General features: G+C 56.9%; 22 protein-coding genes. 4 read left to right on the forward strand and 18 right to left on the reverse strand.

The annotated features are described in order from the left end of the window. Positions 1-7: 7 nt before the first annotated feature. The 3 genes from INT33_RS12430 to INT33_RS12440 form a co-directional block, all read right to left on the reverse strand. The gene (locus INT33_RS12430) at positions 8-586 is read right to left on the reverse strand and encodes a TRAP transporter small permease (RefSeq protein WP_192537496.1); all 579 of its coding nucleotides are present in this window, start codon (positions 584-586) and stop codon (positions 8-10) included. Positions 587-909: 323 nt separating this feature from the next. Then, positions 910-1,926, reverse strand: a complete 1,017-nt coding sequence (locus tag INT33_RS12435; RefSeq protein ID WP_192537495.1) for a TRAP transporter substrate-binding protein — start codon at positions 1,924-1,926, stop codon at positions 910-912. Between the two features lie 191 nt (positions 1,927-2,117). Then, positions 2,118-2,681 (reverse strand): TIGR02444 family protein, encoded by a 564-nt coding sequence (locus tag INT33_RS12440; protein WP_192537494.1) that lies wholly within the window; start codon positions 2,679-2,681, stop codon positions 2,118-2,120. A gap of 28 nt (positions 2,682-2,709) precedes the next feature. Here INT33_RS12440 and INT33_RS12445 point away from each other — a divergent pair, with 28 nt between their 5' ends. Continuing rightward, entirely contained in the window at positions 2,710-4,668 is a 1,959-nt protein-coding gene (locus INT33_RS12445) for an ATP-binding cassette domain-containing protein (RefSeq protein WP_193092012.1), read from the forward strand. A gap of 22 nt (positions 4,669-4,690) precedes the next feature. Here INT33_RS12445 and dtd read toward each other — a convergent pair whose 3' ends face one another. From dtd to INT33_RS12485, 8 genes are all read right to left on the reverse strand, one after another. Continuing rightward, entirely contained in the window at positions 4,691-5,128 is a 438-nt protein-coding gene (gene dtd, locus INT33_RS12450) for a D-aminoacyl-tRNA deacylase (protein WP_193092013.1), read from the reverse strand. A 57-nt stretch (positions 5,129-5,185) separates the two neighbouring features. Then, the gene (locus INT33_RS12455; protein ID WP_193092014.1) at positions 5,186-6,031 is read right to left on the reverse strand and encodes a universal stress protein; all 846 of its coding nucleotides are present in this window, start codon (positions 6,029-6,031) and stop codon (positions 5,186-5,188) included. Between the two features lie 156 nt (positions 6,032-6,187). After that, positions 6,188-7,009 carry a bifunctional hydroxymethylpyrimidine kinase/phosphomethylpyrimidine kinase gene (thiD, locus tag INT33_RS12460; RefSeq protein WP_192537490.1) on the reverse strand — a complete coding sequence of 274 codons (822 nt, stop codon included), beginning with the start codon at positions 7,007-7,009 and terminating at the stop codon, positions 6,188-6,190. Positions 7,010-7,017: 8 nt separating this feature from the next. Further along, complete coding sequence (locus tag INT33_RS12465) at positions 7,018-8,433, reverse strand: TRAP transporter large permease (protein WP_318782742.1); 1,416 nt, start codon at positions 8,431-8,433, stop codon at positions 7,018-7,020. Next, entirely contained in the window at positions 8,433-8,981 is a 549-nt protein-coding gene (locus tag INT33_RS12470; protein WP_192537489.1) for a TRAP transporter small permease subunit, read from the reverse strand. Before INT33_RS12470 ends, INT33_RS12465 begins: the two co-directional genes overlap by 1 nt. A gap of 104 nt (positions 8,982-9,085) precedes the next feature. Next, positions 9,086-9,922 carry an endonuclease/exonuclease/phosphatase family protein gene (locus tag INT33_RS12475; protein WP_192537488.1) on the reverse strand — a complete coding sequence of 279 codons (837 nt, stop codon included), beginning with the start codon at positions 9,920-9,922 and terminating at the stop codon, positions 9,086-9,088. 35 nt (positions 9,923-9,957) lie between these two features. Further along, the gene (locus INT33_RS12480) at positions 9,958-10,590 is read right to left on the reverse strand and encodes a thiol:disulfide interchange protein DsbA/DsbL (protein WP_192537487.1); all 633 of its coding nucleotides are present in this window, start codon (positions 10,588-10,590) and stop codon (positions 9,958-9,960) included. Positions 10,591-10,688: 98 nt separating this feature from the next. Next, a complete protein-coding gene (locus INT33_RS12485; protein WP_192537486.1) occupies positions 10,689-11,306 on the reverse strand; it encodes a c-type cytochrome in 618 nt (205 codons plus the stop codon). A gap of 359 nt (positions 11,307-11,665) precedes the next feature. Between INT33_RS12485 and yihA the strand changes: the two genes are divergently transcribed. Continuing rightward, positions 11,666-12,319: a ribosome biogenesis GTP-binding protein YihA/YsxC gene (gene yihA, locus INT33_RS12490; RefSeq protein ID WP_192537485.1), complete on the forward strand. Its 654-nt coding sequence runs from the start codon at positions 11,666-11,668 to the stop codon at positions 12,317-12,319. Here the strand turns inward: yihA and INT33_RS12495 are convergent. The 7 genes from INT33_RS12495 to argH are packed head-to-tail and all read right to left on the reverse strand — an operon-like array spanning position 12,308 to position 18,345. Then, entirely contained in the window at positions 12,308-13,048 is a 741-nt protein-coding gene (locus INT33_RS12495) for an HAD family hydrolase (RefSeq protein ID WP_192537484.1), read from the reverse strand. The genes yihA and INT33_RS12495 overlap by 12 nt on opposite strands. Next, a complete protein-coding gene (locus INT33_RS12500) occupies positions 13,045-13,956 on the reverse strand; it encodes a tyrosine recombinase XerC (RefSeq protein ID WP_192537483.1) in 912 nt (303 codons plus the stop codon). Before INT33_RS12500 ends, INT33_RS12495 begins: the two co-directional genes overlap by 4 nt. Further along, complete coding sequence (locus INT33_RS12505; RefSeq protein ID WP_192537482.1) at positions 13,949-14,659, reverse strand: DUF484 family protein; 711 nt, start codon at positions 14,657-14,659, stop codon at positions 13,949-13,951. Before INT33_RS12505 ends, INT33_RS12500 begins: the two co-directional genes overlap by 8 nt. Before the next feature lie 20 nt (positions 14,660-14,679). Further along, positions 14,680-15,528: a diaminopimelate epimerase gene (gene dapF / locus INT33_RS12510; RefSeq protein ID WP_192537481.1), complete on the reverse strand. Its 849-nt coding sequence runs from the start codon at positions 15,526-15,528 to the stop codon at positions 14,680-14,682. Continuing rightward, positions 15,528-16,799 carry a diaminopimelate decarboxylase gene (gene lysA / locus INT33_RS12515; protein ID WP_192537480.1) on the reverse strand — a complete coding sequence of 424 codons (1,272 nt, stop codon included), beginning with the start codon at positions 16,797-16,799 and terminating at the stop codon, positions 15,528-15,530. The genes dapF and lysA overlap by 1 nt, the downstream gene beginning before the upstream one ends. 23 nt (positions 16,800-16,822) lie before the next feature. Continuing rightward, entirely contained in the window at positions 16,823-16,945 is a 123-nt protein-coding gene (gene lptM / locus INT33_RS12520; RefSeq protein ID WP_018918552.1) for an LPS translocon maturation chaperone LptM, read from the reverse strand. After that, entirely contained in the window at positions 16,942-18,345 is a 1,404-nt protein-coding gene (argH, locus tag INT33_RS12525; protein WP_018918551.1) for an argininosuccinate lyase, read from the reverse strand. Before argH ends, lptM begins: the two co-directional genes overlap by 4 nt. A gap of 228 nt (positions 18,346-18,573) precedes the next feature. Between argH and hemC the strand changes: the two genes are divergently transcribed. Together hemC and INT33_RS12535 are read left to right on the forward strand one after the other, a co-directional pair. Next, a complete protein-coding gene (gene hemC, locus INT33_RS12530) occupies positions 18,574-19,518 on the forward strand; it encodes a hydroxymethylbilane synthase (RefSeq protein WP_193092015.1) in 945 nt (314 codons plus the stop codon). Then, complete coding sequence (locus INT33_RS12535; RefSeq protein WP_192537479.1) at positions 19,515-20,309, forward strand: uroporphyrinogen-III synthase; 795 nt, start codon at positions 19,515-19,517, stop codon at positions 20,307-20,309. Before hemC ends, INT33_RS12535 begins: the two co-directional genes overlap by 4 nt. The last annotated feature ends 31 nt before the right edge of the window (positions 20,310-20,340 follow it).

Here is a 20,340-nt window from a genome sequence, read left to right on the forward strand (position 1 = left end):
CCCTACGTCAAACTTCGGTTTCAGTATCTTTATAACCGTCCACAACGCCGGTTGAGAGATACACATCATGCGAAGTGAAGTTTTTGATCGCGGTCAGCAGGTATTGGATACCGGTGATCAAAAAACCCATTGGCACCCACAGGTAAATAATCCAGACCGGCAAGCTTAGCGAGGGCAGCACCCGCCCCTTGCTATACAGATCCAGGATATAAACGACAGAGTAATAAAGTAGAAAGAACATGATCATCGAGGTAAATAGCGCAATACAGATCATGAGAGCTTTGCGCCCACCTACCGGCAACGCATCATAAATTGCCGACATACGAATGTGACGCCCATGGCGCGCCGCATAGCCAATACCGGCAAACGTAATCATGATGATTAGAATGCGGTTAAGCTCGCCGGAAAACATAATGCTGTTGCCAAACACAAAACGGGCCACAACGTTGGTAACCGTATTCAGCGCCATTAGCAAAACCCCTAGCGCCAGAATCACTGACTCGATTTTGCTAATTGCATTGTCGATTATCCCTAATATGCCGGGTAAACCTGAGTGGTAGTTCTTTTCGGATTCTTCATCGGTCATGGCAGGACTCCCCCTTTGGCAGCATGGCTGTGGCTTACAACCGCTCACAGCCCGCTCAACATCATGATCATTCCACGCTCACGATTGCATTGATGAAATAGCGATAGTGAAAAAGTAGTGATGAAACCAGTAGTGATGAAACCGCATCGCCACTTTCTTAGCGTAACGGGTGCTTGGCTTTTTTGCGTCAAGATTGGAAAACTATTCTCCAACGCTTTCTACACTTTTCAAGCCTGCTCTCAGCGCCCTTAGGCCCATAAAAAAGGGGCAGCCTGGCTGCCCCTTGATGAGTCACCCTATCCGCCAAAGCGGAAATGTTACGGTTACTCGTTGCTGACGGCTTCAAGGTCGGCTTTGAACTGCTCAAGCAGCTCAGCACCGTCTTCTCCGGTCATTTCGAGGAAGGCTTCTTCCACTTGCGGCGCGCGATCACGGAATGCCTGGATCTGCTCTTCATCCAGACGAGTAACGGTCACTTCATCGGAAGCGGCCTGAATTTTCTCCAGCGCTTCTTCGGCCAAGCCTTTAATGTGCTCAATAGTGTGGTCGTAAGCAGCATTGGATGCGTCTTGAACCAACTGCTGGTCTTCTTCAGAAAGACCTTCATAGAAGTCCTGGTTTGCCATCATCGCGGTTGTGAACCAACCGTGGCCGGTAAACGTCAGGTGCGGAGAGACTTCGTACAGGCCGCCTGACTCGATCCAGAAAATCGGGTTTTCCTGACCATCCAAAATACCGGTTTGCAGACCGCCATACACTTCACCCCACGGCAGCGGCGTCGGTGTTGCGCCAAATGCATCGTAGGTTTCGGAAAGCAGCGGATTGGTCATGGTACGGATTTTTTTATTGTTCATATCCTCTGGCGAGCTGATCGGCTCGTTAGTGGTGATGACCATTTCACCTTCAGGATACATTTTCAAAAGCTCAAGGCCTTGCTCGGCGTAAAGCTCAGGGAACATTTCATTGATGGCTTTGCTTTCGTCGAAGAACGTGAGGACCGTTTCTTCATCCGTAGGCAGAAGGTAGGGAATAAAGAAAATCTGCGCTTCAGGAATCAGCGCACCGGTAAAACCAGGCGACTGATTAACAAACTGGAGGATGCCGTTTTGCGTCTGCTCCATAATGTCGTCCGACTCGCCCAACTCGCCAAAACGGTAAACCTGCAGCGTGTGGTCGGAATTCTCTTCGATATATTCTTTGAACGCGTAGGCGAACACATCCTGTACATCGCCTTCGTACTCTTCATGCGCGTAGCGCCAGTTATCCGCCTGTGCAGCTGCTGTCATGCCCAACAGCAATGCGCCGACGCTAGCCGTCGTTATTAACTTGCTTGCCTTCATGCGATGTTCCCCTTGCAGTGGTAAGCGCGATACGAGTGCGCAAGATTCTGCTTTTGTTTTCAGCGTTGAGAAACGCACTTTAACGATTGGTTTTACCTTCGCTGACCTGCATAAACGTTATTCACTGCTGTCAGCCAGCGGACGTATAACGAATGGTTAATCAAAAGCAGCTTGATTTTAGGCTAGCGCGCTCATTCAAAGCGGTCAAGCCGGGCGGCCAGGGTTTGCCAGGCTTGCGACACGCTCTCGCGCGCGCTTTGCCCAGACGGACAATGCTTGTCAAGTTCGCCGAAAAACAGCCTATCCTGCAGCCATTGTGCAACATTTTGTATATTTTCAGCACGTTTTGTTAAATGCGGATTGTTTTCAAACATCTGCATCGCCCATGTTTGCCAGCGTTGAAGGTTCTCACGTTCGGCCTGGAGTTCGGCCTGCTGAATGGTTTGGCGAAGAGTGGCAATAGATGAACTTTGCAGCGCCTGTGGCTTTAACGTGCGCCGCAAATGACGCAATACCTGGGTTATCTCGCGCTGCCAAATATTGCGCTCTTCACGCTCTACTGCAAGGGCATAGGGTCGCGCCTCAAACCCATGCACAAACAGCCAGCTATGCAATAAAATCTCGCATACATCCACACCAAGCGAGTCCTGCAATGTCAGGCAGGCGCTCTCTATACCGGGCTCGGCATAAAACGCTAGGGCAAAATCCCATAGCGGCGCCTGCTCCAAGCGGCGCAATCGGTTAGAATCAAGCATTGGTTTACCCACTTTTTAGGGAGAGAGCATGATCGCACTGCGCCAAGTCGCCCTGCAACGCGGCAAGCAAACGCTACTCGATAACGCTGACCTAACGCTACATGATGGCATCAAGGCAGGCATTATCGGGGCAAATGGCGCTGGTAAATCGAGCTTATTCAAGCTGTTGCTGAATGAACTGGGCCCTGACCAAGGCGACGTTGAAATGAGCGGCGGCCAGCGCATTGCGCATATGGCGCAGGAAGTAGAGGCGCTTGACCGCCCGATTATTGAATATGTTCTCGACGGTGATCATGCCCTGCGTCAAGCAGAGGCCGCGCTGTTGGCCGCCCAACAGGCGGGCGAAGCACATCGCGAAGCCGAGCTTCACGGGCTAATCGAAACCCTGGATGGCTATCGCGCCGAGTCTCGCGCCGCACAGCTTTTGGTGGGGCTTGGCTTTATGCAGGCTGACCTGGCGCGCCCGCTATCCGACTTTTCCGGCGGCTGGCGGATGCGCGTCAATCTGGCGCGTACGCTGTTCATGCCCTCGGATTTACTGCTGCTCGATGAGCCTACCAACCACCTGGACCTCGACGCGCTGCTCTGGCTTGAACAGTGGCTGACCCGCTACCCCGGCATGCTGCTGCTGATTTCTCACGACCGCGATTTTCTGGATGCGGTATGTGACCACATCGTGCATATGCACCACCAAACGCTGGAGCTGTACCGAGGCAACTACTCCCGCTTTGAACGCACCCGTGCCGAGAAGCTGGCGTTGCAGCAGGCGGAAGCGGCAAAGCAGCAGGCCCGCCGGGAAGAGATCGAGCGGTTTATTACCCGCTTCAAGGCGCAGGCAACCAAAGCGAAGCAGGCGCAAAGCCGGGTAAAAATGCTGGAGCGCATGGAAGACATTGCCGTCGCCCACGTTGATTCGCCCTTTCACTTTACGCTACCGGCCGCCGATAAGACCTCGCACCCGCTACTGGTGCTCGACCAGGCCCAGCTGGGCTACCGGGGCAAAGAGCGCGACACCGTTCAGCTCGACAAGGTCAATATCACCCTGCTGCCGGGCAGCCGTATTGGTCTGCTGGGGCCTAACGGGGCAGGCAAATCGACACTGATCAAATCCCTGACCGGTGAGCTTGAACTGTTAAACGGCAAGCGCATCCCCGGCGAGCACCTGGCGATTGGCTACTTTGCCCAGCACCAGCTGGAAGGCCTGGACGTCACCTCGACCCCGTTTGTGCATGTCCAGCGCCTTTCCCCTAAAGCCAGCGACCAGGAGATTCGCAACTTCCTGGGCGGCTTTGGCTTCAAGGGCGATGACGCCTTTGGCGAAGTGGCCACGTTCTCAGGCGGTGAAAAGGCGCGCCTGGCACTGGCGCTGGTCGCCTGGCAAAAGCCCAATTTGCTGCTGCTGGATGAGCCTACCAACCACCTGGACCTGGAAATGCGCGAAGCGCTTACCGAGGCACTGGCCGGTTTTGAAGGCACGGTCATTCTGGTATCTCACGACCGTCACCTGCTGCGAGCTACGGTCGATGAGTTCTGGTGCGTGGCGGACAATCGGGTTGAACCGTTCGACGGCGACCTTGAGGATTATCGCGCGTGGTTAAAAGCGCGCCTTGAAGAGAGCCGCCGCGATTCGCGCAGCGAAAAAGCCGAGCGCCAGAACCAGCAGCCCAGTGGCGATAGCCGCGAGGCGCGCAAAGCCTCACGCAAGGCGGCCGCTGAACTGCGCGAAAAGCTGCGTCCGCTGAAAAAGGAGCGCGACCAGGCTGAGAAAACCATGGAAAAGGCGCAGGCAGCGCTGGAAGAAGTAGAAACCATCCTGGCCGACCCCGAGCTATACACCGACAGCAGCCGCAAAGCCCAACTGACGGAAGTGCTCGCTAAACAGGCTGATATCAAGGCCGGATTAGACCGTGCCGAGCAGCAGTGGTTAGCGGCTGAAGAGTCGTTGGAAGCCATGGAGGCGGAGCTTCTTGCCAGTGAAAACGCTTAGCGCAGGGCTTTTCGCACTCAGTCTAGCTTTCTAGTAAAAAGGTAACCGGCCCGTCGTTAACCAGCGCCACCTGCATATCGGCGCCAAATTGTCCGGTGGCGACGTTCGGCCAGGCTGACTGGGCCTTGGCAACCAGCTGATTAAATAGCCGCTCTCCCTCAGCCGGGGCAGCGGCGCTGGAAAAGCCGGGGCGCAGGCCCTTTCGCGTCTCGGCGGCCAAGGTAAACTGCGAGACCAGCAGCAATCCGCCGTTGATCTGCTGAAGATTTAGGTTCATCTTGCCGTCGGCATCGCTAAACACGCGGTAGTGCAAAAGCTTATGCAGCATTTTTTCAACCGCGGCGTCGCTGTCGTCTCGCTCAACGCCGACCAGCGCTAAAAGCCCCTGATCAATGGCGCCGATTGTCTGCCCTTCCACCACTACGCTCGCCTGCTTAACTCGCTGTATGAGTACCTTCAACGCTCCCTCTCCTGATAAGCTAAAAGGTTTAGTGTACCTATACCTTTCTCGCCAGTCTTACCAGGCACGATACAGCATCAAGTCACAGTGCGGCTCACTCAGCAGCGACAGGGTTAGCTGGCTGGTGTGATAAGGCTGGCCTCGGCTGCCCATTATCACCAAATCAGGCGAGTGGCACTTGATATAGTCTTTGACGACATCGCACGGTGTGCCAGGTTCGAGTACCAGCTCGATATCGGGGGCGCCGTCTCTATCTTGTACCAGGCACGCTATTTCGCTGTTGAGCATCTCACGCAAGCGCGCCACTTCCTGCTCGCGCCACTGAGCGTAATAGACCTCTGAGCCAAGCTCGCCTTCACCCGGCAGCGTCCAGGCGTGGAGCAACGTCAACTTGGCTTCGGGGAAGCGGTTTAACGCCTCGATCAGGGTCTGGCGTGCGGCCAAATAGGAATCTACCGGAATCAGGATGTGCTGCCAGGGTTGGGTAGGTACGTGGCGCACTACCACCACCGGGCATGGCGCGCTGCGCAATACGCGCATCAGCGTGGTGCCCGCCAGCAGTTCTGGCTGGCCCCGCTTACGGTGCATGCCCAGCACAATGAGTTCTGCCTGCTGCTCATGGGCCTTACGCACAATTTCCACATGGGGCTCACCAATCACGGTTTGCACTACGGTTTTGGGCGCTTCAAGCGCATAGTCTTCGCGGATATCGGTCAGTGTGGCGCCAATATGCTCGTTTACCGCCTGCTCCAGCGCCTGAAGCAGATGGGCCGGTAGATAGGGGTCGAGTACGTGCAGTACGTCTAGCTGGGCGTGCTGGGCATACGCAAGGCGCAGTGCGCGGGCGAAGCCAGCGCGATTATCAGCGGAGAGGTCGGTGGCAAACACAAACGTGCGGGTCATGGCATAACGCTCCTCGAACAAGCATCCAAACCGTTAGGCAGTCGTCGTCACACAGACACCCCTCAGCATGGTGGGCGAAGCCATATCCCGCAAGCTAAGTACGTTTCAAAGTACGTTTTAAAGTGCATTTAGTTTTTAAAGCGCACTTGAAGCGCATTACCACCAGGCATGAAAGTGATGTACCGGCCCACGGCCTTTACCCACGCTAAGACGCACGCTGGCTTCAAGCGCGGCATGCAGCCACCGCTTGGCATCACCAATGGCGGCGACAGTCGCATCGTCAGGGGCGTCAGCCGGCAACTTTGCCAAACAGGCGGCAATCGCAGACGACAGTGCACAGCCGGTGCCATGCAGGTTATCGGTCTGAATGCGTGAGGCAGGCAGCCATTCATGGCTAGTCGGTGTCGCTAGCAGATCGGGGCAGGTTTCGCCGCGCAGGTGCCCGCCCTTGAGTACGACATAGGGCGCACCCAAGCGAGTCAGGCCCGGCAACATCAACTCCATGGCCTCAAGGCTCTCGGGAGAGGGGGTATCCAGCAGCACCGCCGCTTCCGGCAGATTAGGCGTGATGACATCGGCAAGCGGCACCAGGATATCGCGCACCGCATGAATCCCCGCATCATCGACCAAAATATCACCGCTTTTGGCGACCATGACTGGGTCGAGCACAATCCAGCGCGGACGGCGTTGGCCTAGTACCTCGGCAATTACCTCAGCCACTTCACGGCTGGCCACCATACCGATCTTAACTGCATCCAGCTTAACGTCATTGAGCAGCGTCTCGAGCTGTTCGCGGATTGCCTGAGGCGACACCGGATACACTGAAGCAACACCACAGGTATTTTGCGCAATCACGGCGGTAATAACATTCGTACCATAGACACCGAGCGCCGAAAATGTCTTTAGATCCCCTTGCAGTCCGGCACCTCCCGAAGGGTCGGAGCCCGCAATCGTCAATACATTGACACTATTTGTCATGGGGTCTCCTAAATAACCGACGGAAGCCAGGTGGCGAGCCCTGGGAATAGCGCCAGCGCCAGCAGCATTGCCAGCTGCATGACGATAAACGGAATAACCCCACGGTAGATGGCCGAAGTAGGCACGCTTTGCGGAGTAACGCCGCGCAGATAGAAAAGCGCAAACCCAAACGGCGGGGTCAAAAACGACGTTTGCAGGTTAACGGCGATCATGATGCCTAGCCAGATAGGATCAAGCCCCATGGCGAGCAGCACCGGGCCGACAATTGGCACCACCACAAAGGTGATCTCGATAAAGTCGAGAATAAACCCGAGTAAGAAGATCACTAGCATCACCACAATGGTCGCGCCCAAAACGCCACCCGGCATGGAATCAAACATATGGTTGACCAGCTCTTCGCCGCCAAACGCCCGGAACACCAGCGAAAATAGCGCCGCACCAATCAGGATCAAAAACACCATGCTGGTCACCTGAGCGGTGGAACGCACCACTTCGCCCAGCATTGAAAAGCTTAACCTCCGGTTGGCCGCAGCCAGCACCAACGCACCGAATGCGCCCACTGCCGAAGCTTCCGTGGGCGTTGCAAAGCCGCCCAAGATCGAGCCCAGCACGGCTATAATCAGCAGCACGGGCGGTAAAAGCCCCTTCAACAGTAGCGGCCAGATGCTGCCGGTATGCCCAAGCTCTTCCATCAACGCTTCTCGATCCGCCGCCGGAGCCGTGCTGGGTTTTAGCCACGCCACCACAAGCAGATAGATAATATAGGCGACCACTAGCAGCAGGCCGGGCACCAGCGCGCCGATAAACAAATCGCCCACAGAGAGTGTCTTGGGGCTCCAGGTACCCATGGAGAGCTGGGCCTGCTGGTAGGCATTGTTTAGTACGTCACCCAGCAGCACCAGGGCGATGGAGGGCGGAATGATCTGGCCTAGGGTGCCCGTCGCGCAGATAGTGCCAGTCGCCAGTGACGGCGAGTAGCCGCGCTTGAGCATGGTAGGTAGCGAGAGCAGGCCCATGGTAACGACTGTGGCCCCCACAATACCGGTAGACGCCGCCAGCAGCATGCCCACCAATACCACGGCAATACCCAAGCCGCCGCGCAGGGCACCAAACGCCATGGTCATCGCGTCCAGCAGGGTTTCTGCCACCCGTGACTTCTCAAGCAGCACGCCCATCAGCACGAATAAAGGCACCGCCAGCAAGGTGTTATTCGTCATGATGCCGTAAATCCGATTAGGCATAGAGCCCATCCAGCGCGCCTCAAAGTGCACCGGCACACCCATCGACTGGAGCAGAAAGCCTAATCCGGCGAAGGCCAGCGCCGTTCCTGCCAGTGAAAGCGCCACCGGATAACCCAGCATCAAGACGCCGCATACCGTGGCAAACAGCAACAGCGGCATACCTTCCAATAGAGTCGCCAGCACTAGACCATCTCCTCATGCACAGGGGCAGAACCGGATAGCTTGCCGCGAATAATCAGTACCTGACGAATAAGCTGCGCGACCGCCTGTAACAGCAGCAGTCCCACCATGACCAGAATCAGCGTTTTAAGCAGAAACACGGCCGGAATGCCGCCATCCCCCGAGCGCTCCATAATGGCCCAGCTGGTAATCACATAGTGGAAGCTTGAAATGGCAATAAACGACATGACCGGAATCAGCAAGAACAGCGTGCCGAGCAGGTCGACCCATGCACGGCCCCGGTCTGACATCTTGCGGTAAAAGATATCCACCCGTACATGACCATCGTGGCGTAGCGTCCATCCCGCACCGAGCATAAACACAGCGGCGTGCATGTACATCACGGATTCCTGCATCACGATACTGTTGATACCGAAGATATAGCGCAGCACGACGATGGCGAACTGCACAAGCATCATGATCACAACCAGCCAGGCAATGGCCCGACCCACTCCCTCAGTCACGCAGTCGAGCCAGCGTAGCAGGCGCGGCTCATGGGCATTGACGAGCATGTTAAATGTCCTGGAAAAGAAAACGGCCCAGAATCATCGCTGATTCTGGGCCGAACGTCATCCCCCAAGCGCGCTTGTGCGACCTTTTATTACCGCTAAGCGACTTATGAAACCGAAGGCGCGGCCTGTTCAATAGCCAGCAAACAGGCCGCTGGAAGCGGTAAATCCACGGCGATAGGCAAGTGGTCGGAAAATAGATGATCCATCACCCGCACTTCCGCCGCTTCCAGAGTTTGCGAGAGCAGAATATGGTCAAGCGCACGCCGGGGCTGCCAGGAGGGGTAGCTGAGCAGCGGCTTGACCGGGTGCAACGGCAGCGAGGTGCTGAATCGCTCATGGGCATGCAACTGATCCGGAGTACAGTTGAGATCCCCCATGACGACCACATGACGAAGTGGCTCAATAATCTCGCTTAAGTAGTTAAGCTGGAGTACCCGTCCCCGGTGGCTAAGTGCCAGATGCGCAATAAAGATATGCAGCGCATCGGGGCCGTTGCCAAACCGCACATGTATCGCCCCGCGGCCAGGCAGCATACCAGGCAAGCGATGCTCTTCAATTTTGGAGGGCACCAGACGCGAAAGCAGCCCGTTACTGTGCTGGGCAATACGCCCCAAATTGCGATTCAACTGCTGAAAGTGGTGGGGAAATCCGGCTTTGGCTGCCAGATACTCTACCTGGTTAATACGGCTGGAGCGAAAGCTGCCGCCATCGGCTTCCTGAAGGCCCACCACATCAAACTGACCCAGCACATCCCCCATGATATCCAAGCGTTTTACCCGCTGAGGATTAGGCAAGAAGTGCTGCCAGCTACGAGTGAAATAGTGATGATAAGCAGACGTCTGAATACCGACCTGTAAATTAAAGGTCAGCAGGCGAAGATGCCCCCGCTCTCGCAGAGGCAATGGCCCGGCTCCCTGGTTCATCGCTGTCATATCGACCATCTGCTTATCACCTGACTCCCTGGTTTAAAAAAACCTTATTGCTCGCGCTCCGTGCGTACACGCTCGATAAGCGCTTCAGCGACTTGCGGCATGTTCTCAAGGCTACCGGCTGAGCTTGGCGTTACCACAAAGCGGCCATCAACCACCAGCGCAGGCACGCCCATCAGGCGCATTTCGCGCATGCGGCTATTGGCCTTGTTGACGTCGCTACGTACGCTAAAAGACGTTAACGCCTTTTTAGCGTCCTCTTCACTTACCCCGTAGTCGGAAAAGAACTCGGCAATCTCGTCGGAATCGGTCAGCTTGCGGCCATCCTGATGGATCGCATCAAAAAAATCAGCATGCAGGTCTTCTTCAATGCCTAACGACTCCGCCGCGTAAAAAGCCGTGGCGTGAGTGTTCCAGTTGCCGCCCATGGTCGCCGGCATATGGACTACGCTGATATCGTCTTCCAATGTGTCATACCACTCGTTGACGGGTGTTTGCAGGCGGTAGCAGTGCGGGCAGCCAAACCAGAAAACTTCGGTAACTTCGATCTGATCTTCATCGGCCTGGGTCGCGACCGGTGATTCCAGCAGCGTGTAGTCTTTGCCTTCTACCAATTCCTGAGCACTGACGGCCGCCGAAAGACTTAAACCCGTCAGGGCAACCAATAACGTTTTGATCATAGCGACAATTCTCCAAGGGTAAGCGAAAGCTGGGACTACTAATAACGCTATCAGGTTCCCCTGCTGATAGGAAACCGGATTAATTAAGTAAACAAACCTTAATGCAGACCCAAGAGATAGTTAGCCAAGGCCTGCATGTCAGCATCGCTTAGTTTTGTAGCAATATCGTGCATGCTGTCATTAGGATCGTTAGTCCTATCGCCTGAGGCAAAGGCGCGTAACGTGGCAATGGTATAGGCAGGATACTGCCCGGCAATGGCTGGATAAACGGCGCTACCGATGCCCGCCCCGGTAGGCGTATGGCACGCGCTACAGGCAGGGATACCCAGGCGGCTGTCGCCTGCGCGGTAAAGCGCTTCTCCGCGTGCCAACAGAGCCGCATCATCGGCCTTGGCATGGCCCAGGTTGGCTTGCTGCTCGGCGTAATAGGCCGCCACATCCCAGGCATCCTGATCGGAAAAATCATCCACCATGCCCATCATCTGAGGCACGATGCGCTCGCCATCACGAATATCCATGATTTGCTTGGCCAGATAGGACATTTGTTGGCCCGCCAGGTGAGGAAAGATTTCAACAGGGCTGATACCGGCTGGGCCATGGCAAGCCGCACACGTCTGGGCTTTTTGCTGACCCGCAACTGGGTCGGCCTCGGGCTGGGCATAGGCGCTTGCCGCACTACTCAAGATAGCCACTAAACCCGCCGACAATACTTTCATAAAAACCTTCATAAATACTTTCATAAATACTTTCATAAAAACGTTCATCACAACCCTCATCACAACTCGCATGAGAACTAGCATACAAACTCACTAGCCTGTTGAATGATGGAGGGTTCTCGCGCCGCCTGGGTAGGCACCGTTTACCCATCCCGATTCAAGCCAAACCAACAGCATGCCGATTAGTCGCGGTTGGCTTAAGCGCGGTGGTACACTAGCGCCCCAGGCCACAGGTATCACCGCTTTGGCAGAACGCTTGACCTGCCTGACGGGGTCATTCGTCGCAGCGCAGCGTGCCGCGCCATTATACGCGTGGTTAACGCAAACTGTTTTATAGGTTCGATTTCAGGATTCATTTCATGTCCACCCCCCAAGATAGCCCCGTCGTTCGGCTGAACTACCACACCGCCAGCTTTGTCATCAGCGCGCCGACGCTGGCGACCTGCCCGGACGACACGGGTGCTGAAGTGGCGTTTGCGGGACGCTCGAACGCAGGTAAATCCAGCGCGATCAATGCGCTAACCCAGCAAAACGGCCTGGCACGTACCTCGCGCACGCCGGGTCGCACCCAGCTGATCAACTTTTTCAGCGTAATGAACAATGAATCGCTACGCTTAGTCGATTTACCCGGCTATGGCTACGCGAAAGTGCCCGAGGCCGTCAAAATCGAATGGCAAAAGCACCTGTCTGACTACCTTCGCGGGCGTTTCAGCCTGCGCGGCCTGGTGCTGTTAATGGATGTTCGCCATCCGCTGACCGAATTTGACCAAATGATGCTGAGCTATGCCGACCAACGCAATATGCCGGTGCATATTCTGCTGACCAAAGCCGACAAGCTGAAAAAAGGCCCCGCCAGCGCCGCGCTGCAAAAGGTCCGCTCGCGGCTTAAAGAGTGGGAAGACTTAGTGTCAGTGCAGCTTTTCTCGTCGCTTAAGCGTGATGGCGTCGATACGCTGTCCCAGAAACTCGACCAGTGGCTGTACACGCCCGAGGAAGACACCTCAGGCCAGTGAGCTTTCCACCCGGTCAAGCACGTCCGGCAGTTCCTTAATATGCGCAATGCGGTGCACTCTGGGCGGCAAAGGCTGGTCGGTATCACTTGAAACCCACACCGCATGCATACCCAGCTGCTGGGCAGGCAGAATGTCTTCCGACCAGGAGTCACCCACATGCATGGCGCATTCTGGCGAGACGTTAAGCTTTGAGAGTGCGGTCAGAAAAGGCGTGTGATCAGGTTTGGGGGCCAAAAGCTCGCCGGCGGCAATGGCCACCGGAAAGTAGGCCGCCAACGGCTGACGCTTGAGGTGGATATTGCCATTGGTGATAGCGGCAAGCTGGTAGCGCTCGCTTAACGCCGACAGCAACCCCGCCGCTTCTGGATGCGGTGATACCTGCACGCGCAGGCGATGAAACTCATTCATCGCCGCCGCCGCCCATAAAATAGCTGCACTACGCGGCAGGTCTTCGGCTTCCAGCTGGGCTTCCAACGCGCGCAGGCGCAGCCAGGTAAAGTCGCCGCGCCGCTCGGGCACATCCTTGGCGAACTGCTGACGGCGCTGTAAATAATCCGCGATGCCTTCTTCATAACCCAGCGGTAACGGCGCCTCATGACGCGTGGCGCGCCATATGCTCAGCGCCTCAAGCAGCCAGGCGTAGTGCCCCTCCTCCGTACGCAGCATCACCCCGTGGTTATCCCAAAGCGTATCGTCTAAATCAAACGTGATGGCTTGCAATGCGGTCATGGTTTACTTCCAGAAGGGCGACGCTTGGCGCGTGGGTGGGCGGAATCGTAACTGGTCGCCAGATGCTGCCAGTCGAGTCGGGTATATACCTGGGTGGTGGAGAGATTAGCGTGGCCTAAAAGCTCCTGAACCGCGCGCAGATCCTGACTTGATTCGAGCAGATGGCTGGCAAACGAGTGGCGCAGCCGGTGAGGATGCAGATGCTCAGGCAAGCCGCGGCTGACAGAGAGCTGGGCCAGGCGTTTCTGAATCGCCCGGTGCCCCAGCCGCGCGCCCTGCTTGCCGACAAACAGCGCCGTTTCACCTTCCGGCGCCATCGCTGCCCGGCAGCTTAGCCAGTCAGCCAAGGCATGCTGGGCACGCTGTCCCACGGGCACCTGGCGTGGCTTGCCTCCCTTACCGATTACCCGAACACGGCTGGCCTGCAGGTCATGAAGATCAAGCGCCGCAAGCTCAGCCAGGCGCAAGCCGCTGGAGTAAAAAAGCTCCAGCATCGCCTGATCGCGCACCGCCAAAGGCGAGCCATCGTGGGGGCTATCCAGAAAATGCGCGAGGGCATCGACATCGACCGGGCGCGGCAGATGGCTAGGCTGTTTGGGAGTACGCAGCAGGCCGACCGGGTTATCGGCCAAAATGCCCTGTTTAACCAGATAATCGGCAAAGCGCGACAGTGCTGCACGGCGCCGGGCAAGGCTGCGGGCTCCCAGCCCACGGCTACGCTCGGTGCCTAGAAAAGCGCGCAGTAGCGCAGTGTCCAGCGTGGCTGGGTCATCAATTTCACGCTGCTCGGCAAACCGGCACAGGGCGCGCAAATCCTGCTGATAGGCCGCCACCGTGGCCGGGCTTGCGTGACGAGCTAACCCTTCCAGGTAGCTCGTTACGGCGACCGCAATAGGCGACTCAGCCATGCTGACCCAGGCGGATCAACAAGCGTGCCACGATATCGCCCAGATACTCGGTAAACAGGGTATCCATGCTGGCGCGATAGCACTCGGGGTTAGGGCTTGCCAACAGCAGGTAGCCTAGCGGCTCCCCTGCCGAAAGGCGTGAAATAGCGCAGGAACCCGCCTTGCGCGGCGCTTTGATATGCGGCAACAAGCATTTCCAGTCGCTGACACTCAGCTTGGCACAGCGGCTGGTTTTACCGTCTAACAATGCGGCTAATCGCGCGCTGGCATGCTGGTCCAGCACATGCCGCGGCGGCTGGGGCATCGCTGGCTCATTATCGCTTAGCGTGGCCGGGCACCACAGCGCCATTGCCGGAGTATCAAAGCGCTCGCTTAACTGCGTGGCCAGGGCCTGTGCCAACGCGTCGCGGTCATCAGCCTCTACCAGCACCATCAGGGTTTCCCGCAGGCGCCGATACTGCGCCTCGTTGTGCCTCGCCGTTTCCAGCAGGTGCTCAAGGCGGTCTTCTGCGGTTTCCGCGCGTTTGCGTAAATCCAGCACCAGGCGCTCAAGCAGCGACACTGCGCCATCAATATGCGGATGGGGGACTTTAAGCTGCTGAAGCAGTCCTTCACGGCCTACAAAAAAATCGGGATGACGAGCAAGCCAAAATGCTACTTGATCTGGATCGAGCGTCTTGCGCGGTTCAGGGGCTTGAGACATCACCGTTCTCCTTGAATCAGTTAAGCGCGACCATCATTGATTAGCGCGACGCGGCCATCAAAGACGCGCGTAGCAGGCCCGACCATGACCAGAGATGCTTCCGGGTCAGGCCACTCGATGGTCAATTCGCCACCGGGTAGATGGACGCTCACCGGGCTTTTCAATAAGCCCTGACGAATACCGCTGGCAACGGCGGCACACGCGCCAGTGCCGCAGGCCAAGGTTTCGCCGCTGCCACGTTCAAATACCCGCAGACGAATCTGGTTGGGCGAAAGGACCTGCATAAAGCCCACGTTAACACGCTTGGGGAAACGGGGGTGGGCTTCTACCAACGGCCCAAGGCGTTCAACCGGGGCCTGCTCAACGCTTTCGACCTGCAGTACGGCATGCGGGTTACCCATGGATACCACGCCGACCTGCAGCGTTTCACCGGCTACGTCAAGCGCGTGCAACGGCTGGTCGCCCGGGGCTTCAAAGGGCAGTGCCGCCGGGCTGAAGCGGGGACGGCCCATGTCTACGCGTACCATGCCATCGTGCTGCACTTTCAATACCAGCGGACCACCGGCGGTTTCCACATGAATTTCATGCTTGTGGGTCAGGCGCTGGTCGCGCACAAAGCGCGCGAAGCAGCGCGCGCCGTTGCCACAATTTTCCACTTCGCTGCCGTCAGCATTGAAAATGCGGTAACGAAAATCCATTTCCGGGTCGCGCGGCGGCTCAACGATCAAAAGCTGATCAAAGCCAATCCCAAAGCGGCGATCAGCGAGCTGGCGAATCTGATCTTCACGCAGCCGGGCACGCTGGGTCACCAGGTCCACGACCATAAAGTCGTTCCCCAGGCCGTGCATTTTGGTGAAGTGTAAAAGCATCAGCGTGCTCCTTCGGGTAGCAACGCCTCGCCCGCCCAAAGGCTTTCCATGGTTTCCCGACGCCGTACCACGTGACAGGTATCGCCATCGACCATCAGCTCCGCCGGACGTGGGCGGCTGTTGTAGTTCGAGGCCATCACAAAACCGTAAGCGCCCGCCGAGCGCACCGCCAAAAGATCGCCTTCGGCAATCGCCAGTTCACGCTCTTTACCCAGGAAATCGCCGGTTTCGCACACCGGGCCAACCACATCGTAAGTGGCCGTTTGCCGGGTGTTGCGTGTATCCACCGCAACAATGGCCTGCCACGCCTGATAAAGCGCCGGGCGAATCAGGTCATTCATGGCCGCGTCGACAATTGCGAAGTTTTTGGTTTCACCGGGCTTTAAGAACTCCACGCGGGTCAGCATAACCCCTGCGTTGGCGGCAATCGAGCGGCCCGGTTCAAACAGCAGCATCAGATTCTCGCCGCCTTCCCAGCGCGACAGGCGAGCCAGAAGCTGGCTTGCGTAATCAAACGGCTGCGGGGGCTTTTCATCCCGGTAAGGCACGCCCAAGCCACCGCCTAAATCGAGATGATCAAGCTCGATGCCTTGCTCGCGCAGACGCTCCATAAGCACCAGCAGGCGCTCCAGAGCATCCAGGAACGGCGCGGTTTCGGTTAGCTGCGAGCCGATATGGCAATCAAGCCCTTTAACCTGAAGATTCGGCAGGCTGGCCGCCAGCTCATAGACCTCAAGCGCGTCGTCCACCGCGATGCCGAACTTGTTGTCCTTAAGCCCGGTGGAAATATACGGGTGGGTACCCGCATCTACATCTGGGTTCACACGCAGCGACACCGGGGCGACTTTACCCAGCTCGCCTGCCACGGCGTTCAAGCGCTCAAGCTCCGGGCGCGACTCGACGTTAAAGCACTTGATACCCACCTCAAGCGCGCGGGCCATCTCATGGGGCTGCTTGGCAACGCCGGAGAACACCACTTTTGCAGGGTCGCCGCCAGCGGTTAATACGCGCTCAAGCTCACCAGCCGAAACAATATCAAACCCGGCACCCAGTTTGGCTAATACACCCAATACGGCCAAGTTGGAGTTAGCTTTAACCGCGTAGCAAATCAGGTGCGGATGGCTGCCCAGGGCCTCGGTGTAAGCGCGAAAATGGCGCTCAAACGTGGCCTTGGAGTATACGTAACAAGGCGTACCATGCTCTTGGGCAATCTGTGAGAGCGGTACGTCTTCGGCGTAGAGTACGCCGTCGCGATAGTTAAAGTGATCCATGAACTCGTTTCTCCTGCAGCCGCTTACCCAGCCTGCTCGGCAGCACCGTTATCGGGCGAAGTATCCTCGGGCAGGTAAAGCGGTCCTTTCTGACCGCAGCCTGCGACTAATAGCGCGATGATCGCGATACATGCCAGCGTTTTCATGCCTGCCCCTGCAGTAAAGAAAGCGCTTCGCGGGCACGCTGAGCCGCGGCACGCACCTGATCCGGTGCAGTCCCGCCGATATGGTTACGCGCAGCAACCGAGCCTTCAAGCGTCAACACGTCAAAGACATCCTGCTCGATGATAGTGGAGAACTGCTGCAGCTCTTCCAGGCTCATTTCTGACAGATCCTTTTGAGTCTTCAAGCCGTAGGCAACCGACTGACCGACGATTTCATGGGCATCGCGGAAGGCAACGCCACGACGGACCAGGTAGTCGGCAAGGTCGGTCGCGGTCGAGAAACCGCGCCGCGCCGCTTCATACATGCTGTCTTTTTTCGGCTCGATGGCAGGGATCATATCCGCAAACGCCTTCAGGCAGTCACGCACCGTGTCCACCGCATCAAACAGCGGCTCTTTATCTTCCTGGTTATCCTTGTTGTAGGCCAACGGCTGCGATTTCATCAGCGTCAAAAGGCCCATCAGATGACCATATACCCGGCCCGTTTTACCGCGCACAAGCTCCGGTACATCGGGGTTTTTCTTCTGCGGCATGATGGATGAGCCGGTGCAGAAGCGGTCAGGCAGGTCAATAAAGTTGAACTGGGCGCTGGTCCACAGCACAAGCTCTTCGCTCATGCGCGACAGGTGCATCATCAGGATGCTGGCGAAACTTGTGAATTCAATCGCAAAGTCACGATCCGACACGGCGTCCAACGAGTTTTCCGCCGGGCGGTCAAAGCCTAAAAGCTCAGCGGTTACGTGGCGGTCGATCGGGTACGTAGTACCGGCAAGTGCTGCAGCACCTAGTGGCAGTACGTTGACGCGCTTACGGCAGTCAAGTAAACGCTCGTGGTCGCGGGCAAGCATTTCCTGCCAGGCCAGCAGATGATGACCAAAGGTCACCGGCTGGGCGGTTTGCAGATGGGTAAAGCCCGGCATGATAGTGTCGGCTTCGCGGTCGGCAAGCTCGATCATGCCTTCGCGCAGACGCTTCAATTCCACTTCAATGACGTCGATCTCGTCACGCATGAACAGGCGAATGTCGGTGGCGACCTGATCATTACGCGAACGCCCGGTGTGCAGCTTCTTACCGGTAATGCCGATCTTGTCGGTCAGGCGTGCTTCGATATTCATGTGCACGTCTTCAAGCGGTACCGACCAGTTAAATTCGCCGCGCTCGATTTCACCCTGAATCTCGGTCAAACCGTTAATGATCGCATCGCGCTCTTCGTCGGTAAGTACACCGACGCGGGCAAGCATGGTGGCATGGGCAATGGAGCCCTGAATATCCTGGCGCGCCAGGCGCTGGTCAAACGTCACAGACGCTGTAAAGCGCGCAACAAAGGCATCGGTGGGCTCGCTGAAGCGACCGCCCCAGGACTGATTCGTAGTTTGGCTCATCGGAGGCATATCCTGCTGACAAAACAAAAGAGTCGATTGCGGAAAGTGTAACAGAGTCATTGCCCTGAATGCTTGAGTTCAAAGGCACGGCATATTTAGCTCAATGGCGTTTCAACCATCTGGCGCTTATCTTAAATAAAGCGGCTGATTTTTACTGTGTGGCCGGGTGCTTTATGATGAGACACATCATAGCTTGACGCGCCGCGTCAGCGGCAAAGGGAGAATAACGTGTCATCCATCACCAAACTGCGTATCGCCACGCGGAAAAGCCAGCTGGCCATGTGGCAAGCCGAACACGTTCGCGACCGCCTGATGGCGGCACATGAGGGCTTGGAAGTCGAACTGGTGGCGCTTTCCACCAAAGGCGACAAGATCCTCGATACGCCCCTCTCCAAAATTGGCGGCAAGGGCCTTTTTGTCAAAGAGCTGGAAGACGCCATGTTGGACGGTCGAGCGGATATCGCCGTGCACTCCATGAAAGATGTGCCGATGCTGTTTCCCGAGGGTTTGGGGCTCTCGGTGATTCTAGAAGGCGCTGATCCCACGGATGCTTTTGTATCCAACCACTACAAAAGCGTCGATGAATTGCCCGAGGGCGCCAAGATTGGTACTGCCAGCCTGCGCCGTGGTTTACAGTTACGCGAAGTACGCCCCGACCTGGAAATTCTTAACCTACGCGGCAATGTGCAGACCCGCCTGGCCAAGCTCGACGATGGCGAATTTGACGCCATTATTTTGGCGACCTCCGGCTTAAAACGCTTGGGGCTTGATGGGCGCATCGCCCAGGCACTGCCGCCTGAAGTGTGCCTGCCTGCGTGTGGCCAAGGGGCGCTGGGCATCGAATGCCGCCTGCATGACCCTGAGCTGATTGGTCTGCTAGCCCCACTGGATGACCCAGACACGGCCACACGCGTACGCGCTGAACGCGCCATGAATACGCGCTTGGAAGGTGGTTGTCAGGTACCCATCGCGGGCTTTGCGGTACTCAATAAAGCCAATGATACGATTTGGCTGCGTGGGCTTGTCGGCAATCCCGAAGGCACTGAAGTACTGCGTGCCGAAGGCAGTGGCTCGATTCATGAACCTGAAGCGCTGGGAATACGTATTGCTGAAGACCTGCTTGACCAGGGTGCAGGCGAAATTTTAGCCGAGGTGTACGGCAACAACGTATGACACAGCCGGTTTTAATCTGCCGCCCGGGTCAACGGGGTGAGGCACTGGCCAATACGCTGCGTGCTGCGGGTGCCTATGTAGAATCGCTCGACGTACTGGCGCTTGAAGCCTTACCGGAAGACCCTGTCATGCGCAGTATCTGGCTCAATATTGATCAGTATGACAAAGTGGTAGTAATCAGCCCTTTCGCGGCCGAGTATTTAAGTGACGCATTGGACCGCTACTGGCCGCAACTGCCGGTCGGCATTGATTACTATAGTGTGGGCCATGCCACGGCTGACGTACTGTTTAACCAGCTTGGGGTCAGAGTACGTATACCTCCAGCGGGTTTTGATAACCAGCCTACTAGCAATAAGCATGCTGAAAAAAATAGCGGAGAAAACACCAGCGAGGCGCTTTTATCGCTTGCCTCGCTCAAGGATGTCGCGAACCAGCGGGTGTTGCTGGTGGCGGGTGAAGGCGGCCGCACGCTGTTGGCCGATACCCTGGCCGAGCGCGGTGCCACGATTACCCGGGTTGCCGTGTATCGGCGGGTTTTTCGAGCGCCTTCAGAAGCCATGCAGGCGCGCCTGGCAGCCGGTGATTATCGAGCGTTAATCGTCACTAGCGGCGAACTGCTTGAACATCTGGCAAAATGGTGTGATCAGACAGCGTTGAACCAACCGCTAATCGTTTCCAGTCGCCGTTTAGCTACACTGGCCGGTACACTGGGTTTTTGTGACCTCAAGGTGGCGTCGGGAGCAACGCCGGCTGCCCTGGCAGCTGCGTTAAACAGGTCCTGTCACCCTTAGGGTGCCGATGTCGATCAAGGAACTTAATTAA

Origin of the sequence: Halomonas colorata (genome assembly GCF_014897985.1) — a bacterium.
Classification (GTDB): Bacteria; Pseudomonadota; Gammaproteobacteria; order Pseudomonadales; family Halomonadaceae; genus Vreelandella; species Vreelandella colorata.